12 protein-coding genes are annotated in these 15,988 nt (G+C 72.6%); 2 read left to right on the top strand and 10 right to left on the bottom strand.

The annotated features are described in order from the left end of the window. The first annotated feature begins 71 nt into the window (after positions 1-71). On the top strand, positions 72-1,019 hold the full coding sequence (locus tag BLQ61_RS15390) for an AEC family transporter (RefSeq protein WP_091572290.1): 948 nt from the start codon (positions 72-74) through the stop codon (positions 1,017-1,019). A 90-nt stretch (positions 1,020-1,109) separates the two neighbouring features. Here the strand turns inward: BLQ61_RS15390 and priA are convergent, their stop codons facing one another. From priA to BLQ61_RS15365, 5 genes are all read right to left on the bottom strand, one after another. Then, positions 1,110-3,266 carry a replication restart helicase PriA gene (priA, locus tag BLQ61_RS15385; protein WP_425415625.1) on the bottom strand — a complete coding sequence of 719 codons (2,157 nt, stop codon included), beginning with the start codon at positions 3,264-3,266 and terminating at the stop codon, positions 1,110-1,112. Positions 3,267-3,913: 647 nt separating this feature from the next. Continuing rightward, a complete protein-coding gene (hemE, locus tag BLQ61_RS15380; RefSeq protein ID WP_091572287.1) occupies positions 3,914-5,041 on the bottom strand; it encodes a uroporphyrinogen decarboxylase in 1,128 nt (375 codons plus the stop codon). 67 nt (positions 5,042-5,108) lie between these two features. Then, positions 5,109-6,128, bottom strand: a complete 1,020-nt coding sequence (locus tag BLQ61_RS15375; RefSeq protein WP_091572284.1) for a L,D-transpeptidase family protein — start codon at positions 6,126-6,128, stop codon at positions 5,109-5,111. A gap of 239 nt (positions 6,129-6,367) precedes the next feature. Further along, the gene (locus BLQ61_RS15370) at positions 6,368-8,572 is read right to left on the bottom strand and encodes a protein-disulfide reductase DsbD family protein (protein WP_091572282.1); all 2,205 of its coding nucleotides are present in this window, start codon (positions 8,570-8,572) and stop codon (positions 6,368-6,370) included. Between the two features lie 253 nt (positions 8,573-8,825). Next, positions 8,826-10,391, bottom strand: coding sequence for an MATE family efflux transporter (locus BLQ61_RS15365; protein ID WP_091572279.1), 1,566 nt, complete (start codon positions 10,389-10,391; stop codon positions 8,826-8,828). A gap of 64 nt (positions 10,392-10,455) precedes the next feature. On the opposite strand from BLQ61_RS15365, the gene BLQ61_RS15360 reads away from it, so the two are divergent. Continuing rightward, positions 10,456-11,301, top strand: coding sequence for a creatininase family protein (locus BLQ61_RS15360; protein ID WP_091572277.1), 846 nt, complete (start codon positions 10,456-10,458; stop codon positions 11,299-11,301). Positions 11,302-11,364: 63 nt separating this feature from the next. Here BLQ61_RS15360 and BLQ61_RS15355 read toward each other — a convergent pair whose 3' ends face one another. The 5 genes from BLQ61_RS15355 to BLQ61_RS15335 all read right to left on the bottom strand — a co-directional run bounded on the left by BLQ61_RS15355 (position 11,365) and on the right by BLQ61_RS15335 (position 15,953). Next, entirely contained in the window at positions 11,365-12,036 is a 672-nt protein-coding gene (locus tag BLQ61_RS15355; RefSeq protein ID WP_091572274.1) for a histidine phosphatase family protein, read from the bottom strand. 123 nt (positions 12,037-12,159) lie between these two features. After that, positions 12,160-13,140 carry a threonine dehydratase gene (locus tag BLQ61_RS15350; protein WP_091572391.1) on the bottom strand — a complete coding sequence of 327 codons (981 nt, stop codon included), beginning with the start codon at positions 13,138-13,140 and terminating at the stop codon, positions 12,160-12,162. A gap of 20 nt (positions 13,141-13,160) precedes the next feature. Continuing rightward, complete coding sequence (locus BLQ61_RS15345; protein ID WP_091572271.1) at positions 13,161-14,057, bottom strand: PhzF family phenazine biosynthesis protein; 897 nt, start codon at positions 14,055-14,057, stop codon at positions 13,161-13,163. A 17-nt stretch (positions 14,058-14,074) separates the two neighbouring features. Then, positions 14,075-15,253, bottom strand: a complete 1,179-nt coding sequence (locus BLQ61_RS15340; protein WP_091572269.1) for an aminotransferase-like domain-containing protein — start codon at positions 15,251-15,253, stop codon at positions 14,075-14,077. A gap of 100 nt (positions 15,254-15,353) precedes the next feature. After that, the gene (locus BLQ61_RS15335; RefSeq protein ID WP_091572266.1) at positions 15,354-15,953 is read right to left on the bottom strand and encodes a LysE family translocator; all 600 of its coding nucleotides are present in this window, start codon (positions 15,951-15,953) and stop codon (positions 15,354-15,356) included. Positions 15,954-15,988 lie beyond the last annotated feature (35 nt).

Genomic DNA, 15,988 nt, shown 5'->3' with positions numbered 1-15,988 from the left:
CCCCGGAAAATGCGCAGCGCACGATGATAGCGAGGGCCTGTGCCAGCGGATGTAACCGGCACAATCGCCCGGTGCTATCGGTCCTGTCGGTCACCTTTCCCTTCTTTGCGCTGGTGCTGGCCGGCTGGGTCGCCACGCGCCGGGGGTGGCTGCCGCTGACCGCCATTGCCGGCCTGAACGGCTTCGTGCTGTATTTCGCGCTGCCCTGCATGCTGTACCGCTTCGGCGCCGACACCCCGATCGCCCAGTTGCTCGACCCGGTGGTGGCCGCGGTGTATGTGCTGTGCGCCCTGGTGCTGGTGGCCGCCGTGGTGGCCGCCACGCGCCGCGCCTGGGGCTGGAACGACGCCGCCTTCGGCGCGCTGGTGACCGCCTTCCCCAATTCCGGCTTCATGGGCGTGCCGCTGCTGGTGGCGCTGCTGGGCGAGGCGGCGGCTGGCACCGTCATCCCCACGGTGGCGCTGGACATGGTGCTGACCACCTCGCTGTGCGTGGCGCTGTCGCGCCTGTCGCTGGGGCAGGGCAGCGCCGGGCGGGCGCTGCGCTTGGCGCTGCGCGGCGTGCTGGCCAATCCGCTGCCGTGGGCCATCGCGCTGGGCGCGCTGGCCTCGGCCACGCACTTCGCGCTGCCCGGGCCGCTGGCGCGCACCGTGGGCATGCTGGCCGACGCCGCTTCGCCGGTGGCGCTGTTCGCCATCGGCGCGGTGCTGGCACGCTCGCAGATGAACGCGCACGAGCGCGTGCCCGCCAGCGCCTATGTGCCGCTGGCGCTGGCCAAGCTGCTGGCGCACCCGCTGCTGGTCTGGCTGGCGTGCCAGGCCGCCCTGGCGCTGGGCTGGGCGCCGGCGCCCCTGGCCGTGCCCACGCTGGTGCTGGTGGCGGCGCTGCCCAGCGCCAGCAACGTCTCGCTACTGGCCGAGCGCTTCGGCGCGCACGGCGGGCGCATCGCGCGCGTCATTCTGGTGAGTACGGCGCTGGCGTTCCTGACGTTCTCCGGGGCGGTGGCATTGCTGATGTGATGCTGCGCTTTTGATAGCTGCAGGCCCTGTGCCCATATGGGCCAGTGGCACAAAAGGCCGTCAATGCGGTACCGCCGCGTCGCGCGCCCGTCAAATCGCCTGCGGGTCCACATCCATCAGCCAGCGCACCAGTCCCTTGTGCCGGGGCCGCTCGGCGTGCAACAGCGCCTGCCATGCCGCCAGGAACGCCTGCAGCGCCGCGCGCGACGGGCTTTCCAGCAGCATCTGCGCGCGCTCCACGCCGGCCACGCGCTGCACCGCCAGCGGCACCGGCGGGAACAGGTGCACCAGCTCCAGCCCCGGCAGCTGCGCGGCGCGCGCGGCATCCGCGGCGGCAGTCAAGAAAGCCTGCGCCGTCTCCTGCGCGCGCGCGTCGGCCCGCACCAGCGCCTGGTAGGCGAACGGCGGCATGCCGGCCTCGCGCCGCTCGTCCAGCTGCTGGGCGGCGAAGGCCGGCCAGTCGTGGCGGCGCAGCGCGGCATAGACCGGGTGGTCCGGGTGCCAGGTCTGGACCCACATCTCGGGCGGCTCGCCGCCCTGCGCGGCGACGTAGTGCGCGTCGCGCCCGGCGCGCCCGCCGGCCTGCATCAGCAGCGCGAACAGCCGCTCGGGCGCGCGGAAGTCGCTGGAAAACAGCGCCCCGTCGGGCTGCACCGCCGCCACCAGGGTGATGCGGCGGAAGTCGTGCCCCTTGGCCACCATCTGCGTGCCCACCAGCACGTCTACCTCGCCGGCGTGCACCTGCGCCAGCTGCTCCTCCAGCGCGCCCTTGGCGCGGGTGGTGTCGGCGTCGATGCGCGCCACGCGCGCGGCGCGGCCGGCCGGCTCCACGATGACGTTGCGCAGCAGGCGCGCCAGGTGCTCCTCCAGCTGCTCGGTGCCGCGGCCGATGGGGGCGATGTCCGGATTGCCGCAGGACGGGCAGGCGCGCGGCACGCGCGAGGCATATCCGCAGTGGTGACAGCGCAGCGAGCGGTCGGCCTTGTGGAACACTTGGTGCGCGCTGCAGTGCGGGCAGTCGCTCTTCCAGCCGCAGGCATGGCAGTGCAGCACCGGGGCGAAGCCGCGGCGGTTCAGCAGCACCAGGCACTGCTCGCCGCGCTGCACGCGCTCGGTGATGGCCGCCAGCAGCGCCGGGGCGAACACCGCCTTGGGCGGCTGCTGGCCCAAGTCCACCAGGCGCACGCGTGGCAGCGCGCCAGCGCCGATGCGGCTGGGCATGTACAGGCGCCGGTAGCGCCCGCCTTGCGGGTCGTCGGCGGTGGCGGGGCGGCTGGCGTGCCAGCTCTCCAGCGACGGCGTGGCGCTGCCCAGGATGACCTTGGCGCCTTCCTCACGCCCACGCCACAGCGCCAGGTCGCGCGCGTGGTAGCGCGCGCCCTCCTGCTGCTTGTAGCTGGCGTCGTGTTCTTCGTCCACCACGATCAGCGCCAGGCGGGCGAAGCTGGCGAAGACCGCCATGCGCGTGCCCAGCACGATGCGCGCCGCGCCGGTGTGCGCCGCCAGCCAGCTTTTGAGGCGCTGCGGCGGCGTCATGCCGCTGTGCAGGGTCACCAGCGCCGCATCGCCATATACCGGCGCGAAGCGGGCGCGCACGCGGGCCTCGAGCTGCGGCGTCAGGTTGATCTCGGGCACCAGCACCAGCGCCTGCGCGGTGGGGTCGGCCGCCAGTGCCCGGGCGATGCAGTGCAGGTACACCTCGGTTTTGCCGCTGCCGGTGCTGCCGAACAGCAGGAAGGGGCCGTTTTCCTGGTCTATTTCGGCGATGGCCCTTGCCTGCTCAGGGCTGTAAGCTACGCTTTCGATAGCGCCGGGGGCGGCCGGCGGGGCGGTGGCCGCGCGCCGCAGCCGGCGCGCCAGCTGCTCGGGCCGCAGGTCGCGCAGCTGCGGCGGCAGCGCGGCCAGTGCCACCTCGCCCAGGGCGCGCTGGTAATAGCGCGCGGCGAACTCCACCAGCCTGCGCCAGCTGCTGCCCAGCGGCGCGATGCCCTCCAGCACGCCGGCGATGGCGCGCGGCGCGCGGCCGTCGGGCAGCGTCAACGGCTGCTCGGGCGCGTCCCAAACCACGCCCAGCACCTCGCGCGCGCCCAGTGGCACCCGCACCAGCGTGCCGGGCGGCAGCGGCGCGGCGCTGGCATAGCTGAGCAGTGCGCCGACGCCGCTGTGCGCCGGCGTGGCGACAGCCACCGGCAGCAGCGGCGTGGCCGGCGGAATATCAGCCGAGAAAGGCGGGATGGCAGAGGTCAAAACGCGGCCAGGTGATGGGAAGCAGGCGGGCAGGGCATTGTGCCTTCCTTACGTATTCGACCCACCCTGTGGATAACTTTGTGGAAAGGGACTTGCGAAACGCGAACAGCCCGCATTGGGCTGTGCTCGAGTGCTATCGCCTTTGCATCGAGCGGAAGAAAAAATCCAATGGAATCAATGACTTTTGCTGCGGCGCAAAAAAGTTCCGGGTTTCCACGCAGTTTTTGGGCAGTACCCCGCCGCTTCACCAAACATGTGTACAACTGACTTGTCAAGGACTTTTGCAGGGCTGGATTGTGGTAGGACAGCGCCGACACGGCCCGAAAAAACATCTATATCCGGCGACAAGTAGTTGATTTTGCAAGCGTTTGCGCAGTCATCCAGAATTTCTGTGGATAACTTTGTTGGCAACTTGCGGCGACCGTCCGCAAACCCTTGTCAAACCGTGCTTTGCTTAAGCTGCCCAGGAAAAAGGCATAAAACGCGATGCCTTATGAATCAATCACTTGCGATGGATGGGTAAGGGCTGCTGCCGGTTGCGCGACGGCCCTGGCGGGGCGGCGTGCCGGTGCACCGCCCGCGCCCGAGTGTGCATAAGTTGCGACGCGACAGTCGCGTTTGACCTCCCGGGCGCCCGGTTGGCCGACTCAGCCGCGGCGCTGCGCGCGCGAGTGCCCGTGCACCGTCTCGACCAGGGCCGTGACGTGCTCGGGCGGAGTGAACTGGCTGATGCCGTGGCCCAGGTTGAAGATGTGCGTCGGGCCGCAGGTCGTGGGGTCGGTGTGCGGCTTGCCGAAGCTGTCCAGCACCGCACGCGCCTCGCGCGCCACGGCCTCCGGCGGGGCGAACAGCACGTTCGGGTCCAGGTTGCCCTGCAGCGCCTTGCCGGGGCCGCCGGCCTGGCCGCCGACCACCGCGCGGGCATGGCCTAGGTTCGCCGTCCAGTCCAGGCCCAGCACCTCGCAGTCCAGGCGGTCCATGTCCTGCAGCCAGATGCCGCCGCCCTTGGTGAAGACGATGCGCGGCACGTCCTGGCCGTCGACCCCGGTGCGCTTGAGCTGCGCCAGCACGCGCCGGGTGTAGGCCAGGCTGAACTGCTGGAAGCAGCCATCGGCCAGCACGCCGCCCCAGCTGTCGAAAATCATCACCGCCTGCGCGCCGGCGTCGATCTGCGCGTTCAGGTATTGCGCCACGGCGTCGGCGTTCACCTCCAGGATGCGGTGCATCAGGTCCGGGCGGGCGTACATCAGGCTCTTCACCTGGCGGTAGTCGTCGCTGCCGCGGCCCTCGACCATGTAGCAGGCCAGCGTCCAGGGGCTGCCGGAAAAGCCGATCAGCGGCACCCGGCCGTCCAGCGCGCGGCGGATGCTGGTCACCGCGTCGAAGACGTAGCGCAGCCGGTCCATGTCGGGCACCGCCAGGCGGGCCACGTCGTCTTCGGTGCGCACGGTCTGCGCGAAGCGCGGGCCCTCGCCCTCGGCGAAGGTGAGCCCCAGGCCCATGGCGTCGGGCACGGTGAGGATGTCGGAAAACAGGATCGCCGCGTCCAGCGCGAAGCGGGCCAAAGGCTGCAGCGTGACCTCGGTGGCGTAGTCGACGTTGGTCGCCAGGCCCATGAAGCTGCCTGCCTTGGCGCGCGTGGCCTTGTACTCGGGCAGGTAGCGGCCGGCCTGGCGCATCAGCCACAGCGGGGTGTAGTCAGTGGCCTGGCGGCGGCAGGCGCGCAGAAAGGTGTCGTTGGCCAGCGGGGCGAAGGAGGAGCTCGTCGTCGTCATGGGCGGGGATTGTCGCAGCGCCCTCGGGTGCGGGCGCTGCGATACCCCTGACGCGTCTTGACCCGCCTCAATAGACGACGACCCGGTCACCCACCTTGACCTGCTCGTACAGCCACTTGGCGACCTGGTAGTCGCGCAGCTGGCTGCAGCCGTGCGAGCCGCCGGCGTAGCCCTTGTCGGCGAAATCCTGCGAATAGTGCACGGCCACGTTGCGGTCGTAGAACAGCGCGTAGGGCATGGGCGTGCGCTCGCCGAAGATCTTGGACACCGTCTCGTGGTTCATGTACCAGATGCGGAACTCGCCCTCGTCGCTCTCCCAGCCCGGCATGGCGAAGCGCGCCTCGCGCGTGAAGCGGATCTGGCCGTTGTCCACGAAGGACATCTTCTTTTGCTGGCGCGAGATGCAGATCACCCGGCCGGTGGTGCAGCGCGGGTCCAGCTGCTGCGTGGTGTCGCTCTGCGGCGGGGCGTCGAACAGGTCGGCGTAGCGTGGCAGGCGCGTGCGGCGCAACAGCGGCGTCCAGCTGCGCTCGTCCATGACCTCGCTGGCCGGCAGGTTGATGCGGGTGCGCCAGGCCGCGATGGCCTGGCGCGTGGCTTCGTCGAATGCACCGCTGACTGGGCCCTGGTAGCTGCCGGCCTGCTTCAGGCGGTGCTGCAGCTCGCGCATGAAGCCTGGTTCGTTCGGGGCGACGAACCACGGGCCGATGTCGGTGTTGGTCAGCTCTGCCTGCGTCGGCGGGCGCGAGCGCGCGGCCAGCGCGTCCCAGGTGGCCTGATCGACCACGCCGGTCTGGCGCAGGCCGGCGTCCTTTTGCAGCTTGATGACGGCGGCGCGCGTCAGCTGGCCGAAGCGGTCTTCCACATCGACCACCGCCAGGTATTTCGCCTGGCGCAGGCGCACCTGCAGCTCGCGCACCTGGGGCGACTGCGTCTTGAAGCGCAGGTCTTCCTTGAGCGGTGTGGCGGCGCCTGGTGCGGCCGTCTGGGTGTTGGCCGCAAGGGACGGGGCGGCGGACAGGGCCAGCGCCAGGGTGGCACCGGCCAGCAGGGAATGGGAAATGCGGGAAACGCGCTGCGTGGTCATGCCGAAAATTATCCCGGCGCAGGGCGGTTTCAGGGGTAACCGGGGCAGGCCGCGCAGGGTCTTTCGGCGCGTCGGCGAGACACCGCTTTCGTCGCTCCCTGTCCCGCAGGGCGGGAGAGGGTGGGGGTGGGGGTGGGAGGGCTGGTGCAGGCGCCGCGCCTGAACCTTGCCCCCTCACCCCCGCCCTCTACCCCTGGCGGGGGCAAGGGAGCAAGGACGCCAATAGCCTGCGCGCCCGGCTACAGCGCCGCCAGCGCCGCGCGCAGCTCGGCGCGGCCCAGGATCTCGCTGAACACCACCGGCGCGCGGCCGGGTGCGTGCAGCACGTATACCGGCACGCCGGTGCGCCCCAGCTCGCCCAGGGCGGCGGTGATGGCCGGGTCGCGCCGCGTCCAGTCGGCGCGCAGGAGCGCCACATTCTTGGCGGCGAAGTCCTGCAGCACCTCGGCGTCGGCCAAGGTGGTCTGCTTGTTGTACTGGCAGGTGACGCACCAGGCGGCGGTGTAGTCCACGAACACCGCCCGGCCCTGGCCCAGCAGCTGCGCCGGCAGATCCGGCTGCCAGGCCTGCCAGGCGCCCTGCGCGGCCGGTGCACCGACGGCCACGGCGGTGGGTGCCGGTTGCACGAGTTTGGGCGCCCAAGCCCATGCCAACCATAGACCTGCAGCTATCGAAAGCGGAGCGAGCAGCGCGCGCGCGCCGCCGCGCAGGGTCAGCGTCCAGACCACCAGCGCCAGCAACACCAGGAGCGCCAGCAGCGCGGCCGCGCCGTCGATGCCGACCTGCTGGCCCAGCACCCAGGTCAGCCAAACCACGGTGGCGAACATCGGGAAGGCCAGCAGCCGGCGCAGGGTGTCCATCCAGGCGCCCGGGCGCGGCAGCGCGCGCGCCACCGCCGGCAGCCAGGCGGCCAGCCCATACGGCAGGGCCAAGCCCAGCCCCAGCGCGGCGAAGATGGCCAGTGCCTGGGCCGCCGGCAGGGTGGCCGTCAGGCCCAGCGACGCGCCCATGAAGGGGGCCGTGCACGGCGAGGCCACGGCCACCGCCAGCACGCCGGTCAGGAAGGCGTCCAGCACCGGGTGGCGCGCCTGCAGGCTGGCCAGCGACGAGGGCAGCAGGCTGCCGAACTCGAACAATCCGGCCAGGTTCAGCCCGATCAGCGTGAACAGCGCGGCCAGGGCCGCGACCACCGCCGGCGACTGCAGCTGAAAGCCCCAGCCCACCGCCTCGCCGGCCGCGCGCAGCGCCAGCATGCCCGCGCCCAGCGCCAGGAACGACAGCACCACGCCGGCGGCATAGGCCAGGCCGCCCAGGCGCTGCGCGCGCAGGTCCTGGCCGTGCCGGGCAAAACCGGCGACCTTGATCGCCAGCACCGGGAACACGCAGGGCATCAGGTTCAGCACCAGCCCGCCCAGCAGCGCCCCGGCCAGCGCCGCCAGCCAAGCGGCCAGCGGCGCCGGGGTGACAGGCGCGGCGGCCGGCGCGGCATCGCGCGCATTCGCCGCCAGCGCCGCCGCCAGGGCGGGCGACACCTCGGCCGCGGGCGCCAGCGGCGGCCAGCCGCCCGTCACCGGCAGCGCCACGCGCACGCCGGCGCCACTCTGCGCCAGCACCAGCGGCAGCGGCTCGGGGCCTTCGCTGCGCTCGGGCGACAGCGGCACGCGCGCGCGCCACAGGCCGTCGGCGTCCCAGGACTGCTCGGGCGCGGCGGCGTGGCGCAGCACGCCGGGCGTTTCGGCGAACAGCTCCAGGTCGCGCCCGCGCCAGCCGGCGGGGAGGCCGGCCACGCGCAGCTCCAGCGCGTCGCCGTCCACCCGGGCGCTGCCGCCATCGGCGGGCAGCGGGCGCGGATGGGCGTCGGCGGCGGCCCGGAACGCGGCGGCGTGCAGGGCGGTGGTGCCCTGGATCGGCACCTGCAGGGTGAAGCGGCCTTCCTCGGGGATGCATTCCTGGCGGCACACCAGCCAGCTGGCGTGCAGCTGGAAGGTGGCGTCCTGCGCCAGCGGGCCGGGGCGCCAGGCGGGCGAGACGGTGAGCGGCACGGGCAGCAGCACCTCGCCCTCGTAGCCGTAGTTGGCCAGCTGGCCCAGCGGGATCTTGCGCGGCACCGGCCAGGCGATCTCGCCGGCGTCGATGCCTTCCGGCAGCTGCCACTGCAGCTGCGTCGGCAGGCCCGAGTCGCCGGGGTTCAGCCAGTAGGTGTGCCAGTCGGGCTGGTGGCGGATCAGCAGGCCCAGCTGCAGCGGCCGGCCGGGGCCGATGCCGTCGGGCGCGTGCGCCACCAGTTCGGCGCTGACGTGCGGCGTGGTGACCGTGGCGCCGCCGGCGCCCGCCGCATTCGGTGTTTTGAGAAGAAACTGTGCCTCAGCCCTTGTGAATAAAGGGCCTGCAGCTATTAAAAAAATAGCGACCGTGAACAGTCGCCGCAGCAGCAGGGAAAACATGGTGGTCGGTAGAGGGCGCGGTACGGGCTTTGGTTCCGGGCGCATCTTGCGCCATCCCGGCCGCGCCGGTGCGTGCCGGCGCACGGGCGGCAGGGCTTTGCGCCGGGGCAGCACTCCCCTACCGAAGAGCGGCGGCATCCAGGGCAGGCGAGGGCGCCGCAGCGTGGTGTCCTGGCGCCATGCCAGGCTGGACCCGAGCCGGCGGGCACAGCAGCACCTGCCAGGACAGCTATCGGCGTGGTGAATGGCCCGATCAGGCAGGCGCGGGCCGATGGACTGCTGCCGGCGCCTCCCGCGGCACGTCGGCGGCGGTGTCGCACAGCGGCGCCGGCGGCAGCGCGCCGACCTCGGCCGGCGTGGCCAGGCTTTCCTCCTCGCCCGGCGCCAGCAGGCGCGCGCGGCGCCAGCGGCCGAAGCGGTAGTACGCCATGGTCATCAGCATGGCGGCGACGGCGCTGACGGGAAAGCTCCACCAGATCGCGTCCACCCCCAGCCGGTCCTGCAGCCCCCAGGCCAGCGGCACGCGGATGCCCCACAGCGCCACGGCCAGGATGGCCAGCGGCGCCAGCACCGCGCCGGTGGAGCGCACCACGCCGGTCAGCACGAAGCTGACCCCGAAGAACAGGAACGACCACAGCGCGATGGCGTCCAGGTGCCGGGCGATCGCCAGCGCCGCGCTGCCGGCGGGCAAAAACAGCGCCAGCACCCGGCCCTGCGCCAGCAGCAGCAGGCCGATCAGCGTGCCGGTCAGCAAAAAGTTGATGCCCACGCCCCAGCGCGCCACGCTGTCCACCCGGTCCCACCGCTGGGCGCCGACGTTCTGCGCCGCCATGGATGAGCACGCCGCGCCGATGGCCATGGCCGGCATCTGCACGTAGGTCCACAGCTGCAGCGCCGCGCCGTAGGCCGAGGCGGTGGCCACGCCGTGCGCATTCACCAGGCCCAGCATCATCAGCATGGACACCGAGATCAGCACCATCTGCGCGCCCATCGGCAGGCCCTTGGCCAGCAGCGTGCGTACGATGGCCCAGCGCGGCGCGAACAGCCGCCAGTCGGCCCGGCCGATCCACAGCGGATGCCGGCGTGCGCGCAGCCACAGCAGCAGCGCCAGCAGCGCCAGCGCGTTGCCGATGCCCGTGGACAGCCCCGAGCCGGCGATGCCCAAGCGTGGGAACGGGCCGATGCCGAAGATCAACAGCGGGTTCAGCACCACGTCCAGCGCCACGGCCAGCAGCAGGAACAAGAACGGCGTGCGCGCGTCGCCCGCGCCGCGCAGCACTGCCGACAGGAAGGTGAACAGGTACAGGAACGGAATCGCCAGGAACAGCATGCGCAGGTAGCTCTCGGCCGGCGCCAGCGCCTCGTGCGGTGTGCCCATGGCCACCAGGATGTGGCGCGACAGCGGCATGCCCACGGCGGCGATGACCAGCGCCGCCGCGCCGAAGAAGGTGGCGCTGGTGCCCATCACGCAGCGCGCCTGGCGCACGTCGTGCGCGCCAAAGGCCTGCGCCACCAGGATGGTCGCCGCCATGCCCACGCCGAACACTGCGCCGATCAGCAAAAACAAGATGTTGTTGGCGTTCGCCGTGGCGGTGAGCGCCGCCTCGCCCAGGTGCCCGCCGACCCAGTAGGCGTTGACCGAGCCGTTGAGCGACTGCAGCACGTTGCCGCCCAGGATGGGCAGGGCGAAACGCAGCAGCGTCGGGCCGATGGGCCCGCGCGTCAGGTCGCGCGTGGCGCCGGCGCGGCGCGCGGGGGTGGCGAGATGGGGGGATGCGGCGGGCGCGGCGGTGGCTGCGGGACGGGCGGTGGCGGGCATGGGCGCATGCTGCCCGGTGCGGGGCGGCGGCGCTGTCGGCGGATGCCGCCGCTACCATTCCCCCATGCCTGCCGACGCCACCCCCCAGCCCGCCCGCCACCCCAGCCGCCACTGGGCCGAGCTGTCCACGCGCGACTTCGACGCCGCCCGCGCCACGGGCCTGGCGGCGCGCACGGTGGCGGTGCTGCCGGTGGCGGCCGTCGAGCAGCATGGCCCGCACCTGCCGCTGAATGTGGACGCGCTGCTGCTGCAGGGCGTGCTGGACGCCGCGCTGGCGCAGCTGCCCACCGACTGCCCGGTGCTGGTGCTGCCGCCGCAGCAGGTGGGCCTGTCCACCGAGCACCTGTCCTATCCCGGCACGCTGAGCCTGTCGCCGGCCACGCTGTTGGCGCTGTGGGGCGAGCTGGGGGAGGCGGTGGCGCGCGCCGGCGTGCGCAAGCTGCTGCTGCTCAACGGCCACGGCGGCAACGTCGCGCCCATGGACATCGCCGCGCGCGAGCTGCGCCAGCGCTGCGGCCTGCTGACCTACAGCTGCAGCTGGTTCGGCCTGCCGCTGCCGGACACCGTGCAGCAGATGTTCAGCGCCGAGGAGCACCGCTTCGGCATCCACGCCGGGCAGATCGAGACGGCCATGGTGCTGCACCTGGCGCCGCAGCTGGTAAGCATGGAGCACGCCGGGCGCTGGCGCTCGTCCTCGCAGGACCGCGCCGAGCGGCACGCCATCCTGGGCAACGGCAAGAGCGCCAAGATGGGCTGGGCTATCCAGGACTATCACCCGTCCGGCGCCGTGGGCCACGCCGCCGCCGCCACGCCCGCGCAGGGCCGCGCGGTGGTCGAGGCCGCCGGCGCGGCGCTGGCGCAGCTGCTGCAGGAGCTGGACGCGCTGCCCTGGCCGCTGCCGGAAAAATAAAGCAAAAACGGCCTCTAGCCCTTATGGAGAGAGGGCATGCAGCTATCTTTCAAATAGCACAAATCAGGCGTGCGTCACCCAGTCCGCATACGGCGGCGCGTCCAGGTGCGCCAGGGTGTTGAAGGTCTGCAGCATCAGCCGCTTCGGCGCCACGCTGAACTCGCTCACGGCGCTGTTGCGCAGGCGCATGTTCAGCGCGATGGTCACCTCCGGCGGGGTGGCCAGCACCTGGCCGATGGCCGTCGAGATCGGGCCGCCGCTGGAGACCAGCAGCACCTGCTGGCCGGCGTGCTGCTGGCGCACCTGCTCCAGCACGCCGTGCACGCCGGCGTGGAAGTCCTGCCACGCAGGCATGCCGGCGGGGCTCAGGGTGCCGGCCATCCACTGCGCCAGCGCGTCGCACAGCAGGCGGAAGTACTGGCGGTAGCCCTCCGGCGTATCCACCGCCGGCGGGGCGGCGTGCAGGGCGGCGATCAGCGCGCGGCCGTCGTACTCGTTCAGCGCCGGCAGGCTCTGCGCGGCCGGCAGCGCCTGGCCCAGGCCTTCGGCGATGCCGGCCAGCGTCTGCGCGTGCCGGCGCAGGGTGCCGGTGAGCACCGCGTCGAAGCGCAGGCCGCGCTCGCGCCAGTACTCGCCCAGGCGCAGCGCTTGCTGCTGGCCGCGCGCGCTCAGGCGGTCGTAGTCGTCGGCCCCGAACGAGGCCTGGGCATGGCGCACGAGATGCAGGGTTCCCATGCGGGCCATTGTGTGCAGCGGCCGGGCGCGCGCTTGTCGCGGCCGGGACGGGCGGCGCGCGGCGTCATGGCCCGCGCGCGCCGAGGGTGGCGGCGTCATGCCGCCGTGTCGGCGCCTGGATGGTCAGCCGCCCGCCAGCACGCGCGCGAACACGCTTGCGTCCACATTGCCGCCAGTCAACGCCAGGCCCACCGACTGGCCGGCCAGCCGGCCCTGGCGCTGGTCCTGCAGCGCCGCGGCCAGTGCGGCGGCGCCGGCGCCCTCGGCGACGTTGTGCGTGTCGCTGAACAGCGCGCGCATGGCGGCGGCGACCTCGTCGTCGCTGACCTGCACCACGCGGTCCAGGTGCCGCGCCAGCACCGCCAGCGCGTCGGCGTCGGCCACGCGCACCGCCATGCCGTCGGCCAGCACGGTGGACACCGGCGCCGGCACCACGCGGCCAGCGGCCAGCGAATCGGCGTAGGTGGTGGCATGCCGGCTGACCACCCCGACGATGCGCGCCGGGTGCGCCAGGGCTCGCTTGGCGGCGACCGCCGCGCAGGCGCCCGAGCCCAGGCCGATGGGCACGTACAGCACCTGCAGGTGCGGCGCGGCGCGCAGCAGCTCCCACCAGTAGGTGGCCACGCCGCGCACCAGTTCGCGGTGGTAGCTGGGCACCATGTGCGCGCCGCGCTCGGCAGCCAGCTGCAGGGCGTGCTCGCGCGCGGCCTGGAAGTCGTCGCCGTGCTCGACCAGCTGCGCGCCCAGGGCGCGCATGGCGGCGTTCTTCTCGACCGAGTTGCCGTGCGGCACGACGATGGTGCAGGCCACGCCGTGGCGGCGCGCGGCCCAGGCGATGCTCTGGCCGTGGTTGCCGCGCGTGGCGCTCAGGACCTCGCGCGGCAGCGCGCCGGCACGCGCCAGCGCGTCGAAGTATGTCAGGCCGCCGCGGATCTTGAAGGCGCCCACCGGGTTGTGGTTCTCGTGCTTGAGCCAGCACTCGGTGCCCAGGCGCCGCTCCAGCAGCGCCCAGCGGTACTGCGGCGTGGGCGGGAACTCGGCGTGCACCAGGCGCGCGGCCTGCGCGATCTCGTCCAGGCCGGGCAGGTCATCGGCCGCGTCCATGTCCGTGTTCACGCCCGCGCTCACAGCCTGACCTCGCCGCGCACGCAGGTCACGCTGTGCCCGCCGATCCAGATCTGCCCGCCGTCGTCGTCGTTGTCGTCGTCGGCATCGACGTGCACACGCCCGGCGCGGCCCAGGGCGGCGCCCTGCGCGGCGATGTAGCGGCGCGGCGCCAGGCCGGCCTGGATGAGCCACTGCGCCAGCGCGGCGTTCAGGCTGCCGGTGACCGGGTCTTCGATCAGCGCGCCGGCGCCGGCGAAGAAGGCGCGTACCTCGAAAGCGGTGTCCTGGCCCGCCGGCTGCGCGGCCAGCACGCCCACCTTGCCGCGCGGGCCGACCACGCCCACATCCAGCCCGGCCAGCAGCGCCGCGTCCGGGCGCAGTGCCACCACCTGCTCGGCCGATGCCAGCAGCACGCCGCGCCAGCCCGGGCCGTTGTCGCACCAGGCGTGCCGCACGATGTCGCCGCGCGCAATGCCCAGCCCGCGCGCGATCAGCGCCACGTCGTCCTCGGGCAGCGGGCCGCTCCTGCGCAGCGGCGGCGCGGCGAAGGCCAGGCGGCCCTCCTCCTGGCGGATGGGCACCAGGCCGACGCCGCACTCCTGCACGATGCGCCCGGCGGTGCGCGGCTGGCCGCCCGCCGCCAGCCAGGCATGGCAGCTGCCCAGGGTGGGGTGGCCGGCAAACGGCAGCTCGCGCCCGGGGCTGAAGATGCGCACGCGGTAGTCGGCGCCGGCGGCGCGGCCCTCGGGCGTGGGCGGCAGCACGAAGGTGGCCTCCGACAGGTGCGTCCAGTCGGTGAAGCGCTGCATCTGCGCGTCGCTCAGGCCCTCGCCGTCCAGCACCACGGCCAAGGGGTTGCCGAGGTAGGGGGTGGCGGTGAAGACATCGACTTGCTGGAAAGGACGTTGGCGCATGGGGACTCCTGCTGCTGTCATGCGCCGCTGCGGATGGCTGTGGCGAGTGCGGCGATGCCGGTATGAATCTGCGCCTCGGTCGCGGTGACGAACGACAGGCGCAGCGTGCGCGCGTCGCCGCCTTCGGCGTAGAACGCCGCGCCGGGCACGAAGGCCACGTGCTGCTCCACGGCGCGCGGCAGCAGCGCCAGCGCGTCCATGCCTTCGGGCAGGCGCAGCCACAGGAACATGCCGCCGGCGGGGCGGTTCCAGGTCACGCCCAGGGGTGCCAGGTGCTGCTGCAGCGCCGCCAGCATGGCCTGGCACTGGCGCTGGTAGAGCTGCCGGATGGCGGGCACATGGCGTTCCAGGAAGCCGCCCTGCAGCACCTCGGCCACCAGGCGCTGGTTGAAGCTGGGCGTGTGCAGGTCAGCGGCCTGCTTCGCCTGCAGCAGCTTGGGGTACAGCGCGCGCGGCGCAACCAGATAGCCCAGGCGCAGGCCCGGCGCCAGCACCTTGGAAAACGACCCCATGTACAGCGTGCCCTCGGGGTTGCGCGCGGCCAGCGGCGCGGGTGGGGGCTGGTCGAACCACAGCTCGCCGTAGGGGTTGTCCTCCAGCAGCGGCAGGTCCAGCTCGGCCGCACGCTCGACCAGCTGCTGGCGCCGCGCCTCGGTCATGGTGCGGCCGGTGGGGTTCTGGAAGTTGGGCAGCACGTACAGGAAGCGCGCCTTGGCCGCGCCGCTGCCGGCCTTGGCCGCCAGGTCCTCGATGTGCACGCCGTCGTCATCGCTGTCCACGGCCACCACCTGCGGCTCCATGGGCGCGAAGGCCTGCAGCGCGCCGAGGTAGGTGGGCGTTTCCACCAGCACGCGGCTGCCCGGGTCGATCAGCACCTTGGCCACCAGGTCCAGCGCCTGCTGGCTGCCGGTGGTGATCAGCACCTGGTCAGGATGCACGTCCCACGGCAGCAGATCGGCCACCGCCTGGCGCAGCGGCGCATAACCCTCGCTGGCGGCGTACTGCAGCGCGGCGGCGCCGTCCCGCTCCAGCACCGCGGCTGCGGCCTGGGCGAACTGCGCCACGGGAAAGGTCTGCGGCGCGGGCAGGCCGCCGGCCAGGCTGATGATGCCGGGCTGCTCGGTCACCTTCAGGATCTCGCGGATCACCGAAGGGTTCATCTTGGTGGCGCGTTGCGCCAGGGTCCAGGCGGTCATGGAAGGACTTTCGGGGGGCAGAAAAAAAGGGCAGGTGCGGTGGCGGTCGGACGGGGTGCGGTTCACACAGGCGAGCGGGGCAGGCCGGGCGCGCGCGCCTTCAGGCCGCCACCATCCACAGCGCCGTCGCCACCAGCACCAGCGCCATGGCGCGGTTGAACCACAGCAGACGGCTGCCGTGCGCCAGCCAGTGGCGCAGCAGCGCACCCACGGCGGCGTAGGTCAGGTTGCTGGTGAAGGCGAAGAACAGCATCACCGGCAGCACCACGGCCAGGCGCGCGGTGCCGTCGTCGTGCCCGATGACCCAGCCGGCGACGATGGTCAGCGCCAGCAGCCAGGCCTTGATGTTCACGAACTGCAGCAGCACGCCCTGCCAGAAGCCCACCGACAGGCGCGCGCTGTCGGCCTCGGACAGGCGCGCGGACTGGCTGAGCTTGAACGCCAGCCACAGCAGGTAGCCGATGCCCAGCGCCTTGATGGCCCAGCGCAGCGGCGGCAGGGCCACCACCGCCGCGCCCAGGCCGGCGGCGCACAGCAGCAGCAGCAGGCTCCAGCCCACCGGCACGGCGGCGACGAAGCGCATGGCGGCCGGCAGGCCGCGGTTGGCCGCCAGCGCGGTGGACAGGGTGGTGTTGGGGCCGGGCGTGAAGCTCATCGCGGTGGCCAGCACCAGCAGGGCAGTGAATTCGACCAGGGGCATGGGAAAAAACAAAAAAACGGGCAGTGAATGCCACC

Source organism: Oryzisolibacter propanilivorax (genome assembly GCF_900103645.1).
Lineage (GTDB): Bacteria > Pseudomonadota > Gammaproteobacteria > Burkholderiales > Burkholderiaceae_C > Melaminivora > Melaminivora propanilivorax.
Note: the sequence above shows the minus strand (reverse complement) of the source record. Positions and strands in the feature narration are given on the sequence as shown.

Excerpts from the sequence above, each read along its gene's own strand:
- hemE (WP_091572287.1), bottom strand. The coding sequence starts at position 5,041 with ATGACGACGACGAGCTCCTCCTTCGCCCCGCTGGCCAACGACACCTTT.
- BLQ61_RS15375 (WP_091572284.1), bottom strand. The coding sequence starts at position 6,128 with ATGACCACGCAGCGCGTTTCCCGCATTTCCCATTCCCTGCTGGCCGGT.
- BLQ61_RS15370 (WP_091572282.1), bottom strand. The coding sequence starts at position 8,572 with ATGTTTTCCCTGCTGCTGCGGCGACTGTTCACGGTCGCTATTTTTTTA.
- BLQ61_RS15365 (WP_091572279.1), bottom strand. The coding sequence starts at position 10,391 with ATGCCCGCCACCGCCCGTCCCGCAGCCACCGCCGCGCCCGCCGCATCC.
- BLQ61_RS15360 (WP_091572277.1), top strand. The coding sequence starts at position 10,456 with ATGCCTGCCGACGCCACCCCCCAGCCCGCCCGCCACCCCAGCCGCCAC.
- BLQ61_RS15355 (WP_091572274.1), bottom strand. The coding sequence starts at position 12,036 with ATGGGAACCCTGCATCTCGTGCGCCATGCCCAGGCCTCGTTCGGGGCC.
- BLQ61_RS15350 (WP_091572391.1), bottom strand. The coding sequence starts at position 13,140 with ATGGACGCGGCCGATGACCTGCCCGGCCTGGACGAGATCGCGCAGGCC.
- BLQ61_RS15345 (WP_091572271.1), bottom strand. The coding sequence starts at position 14,057 with ATGCGCCAACGTCCTTTCCAGCAAGTCGATGTCTTCACCGCCACCCCC.
- BLQ61_RS15340 (WP_091572269.1), bottom strand. The coding sequence starts at position 15,253 with ATGACCGCCTGGACCCTGGCGCAACGCGCCACCAAGATGAACCCTTCG.
- BLQ61_RS15335 (WP_091572266.1), bottom strand. The coding sequence starts at position 15,953 with ATGCCCCTGGTCGAATTCACTGCCCTGCTGGTGCTGGCCACCGCGATG.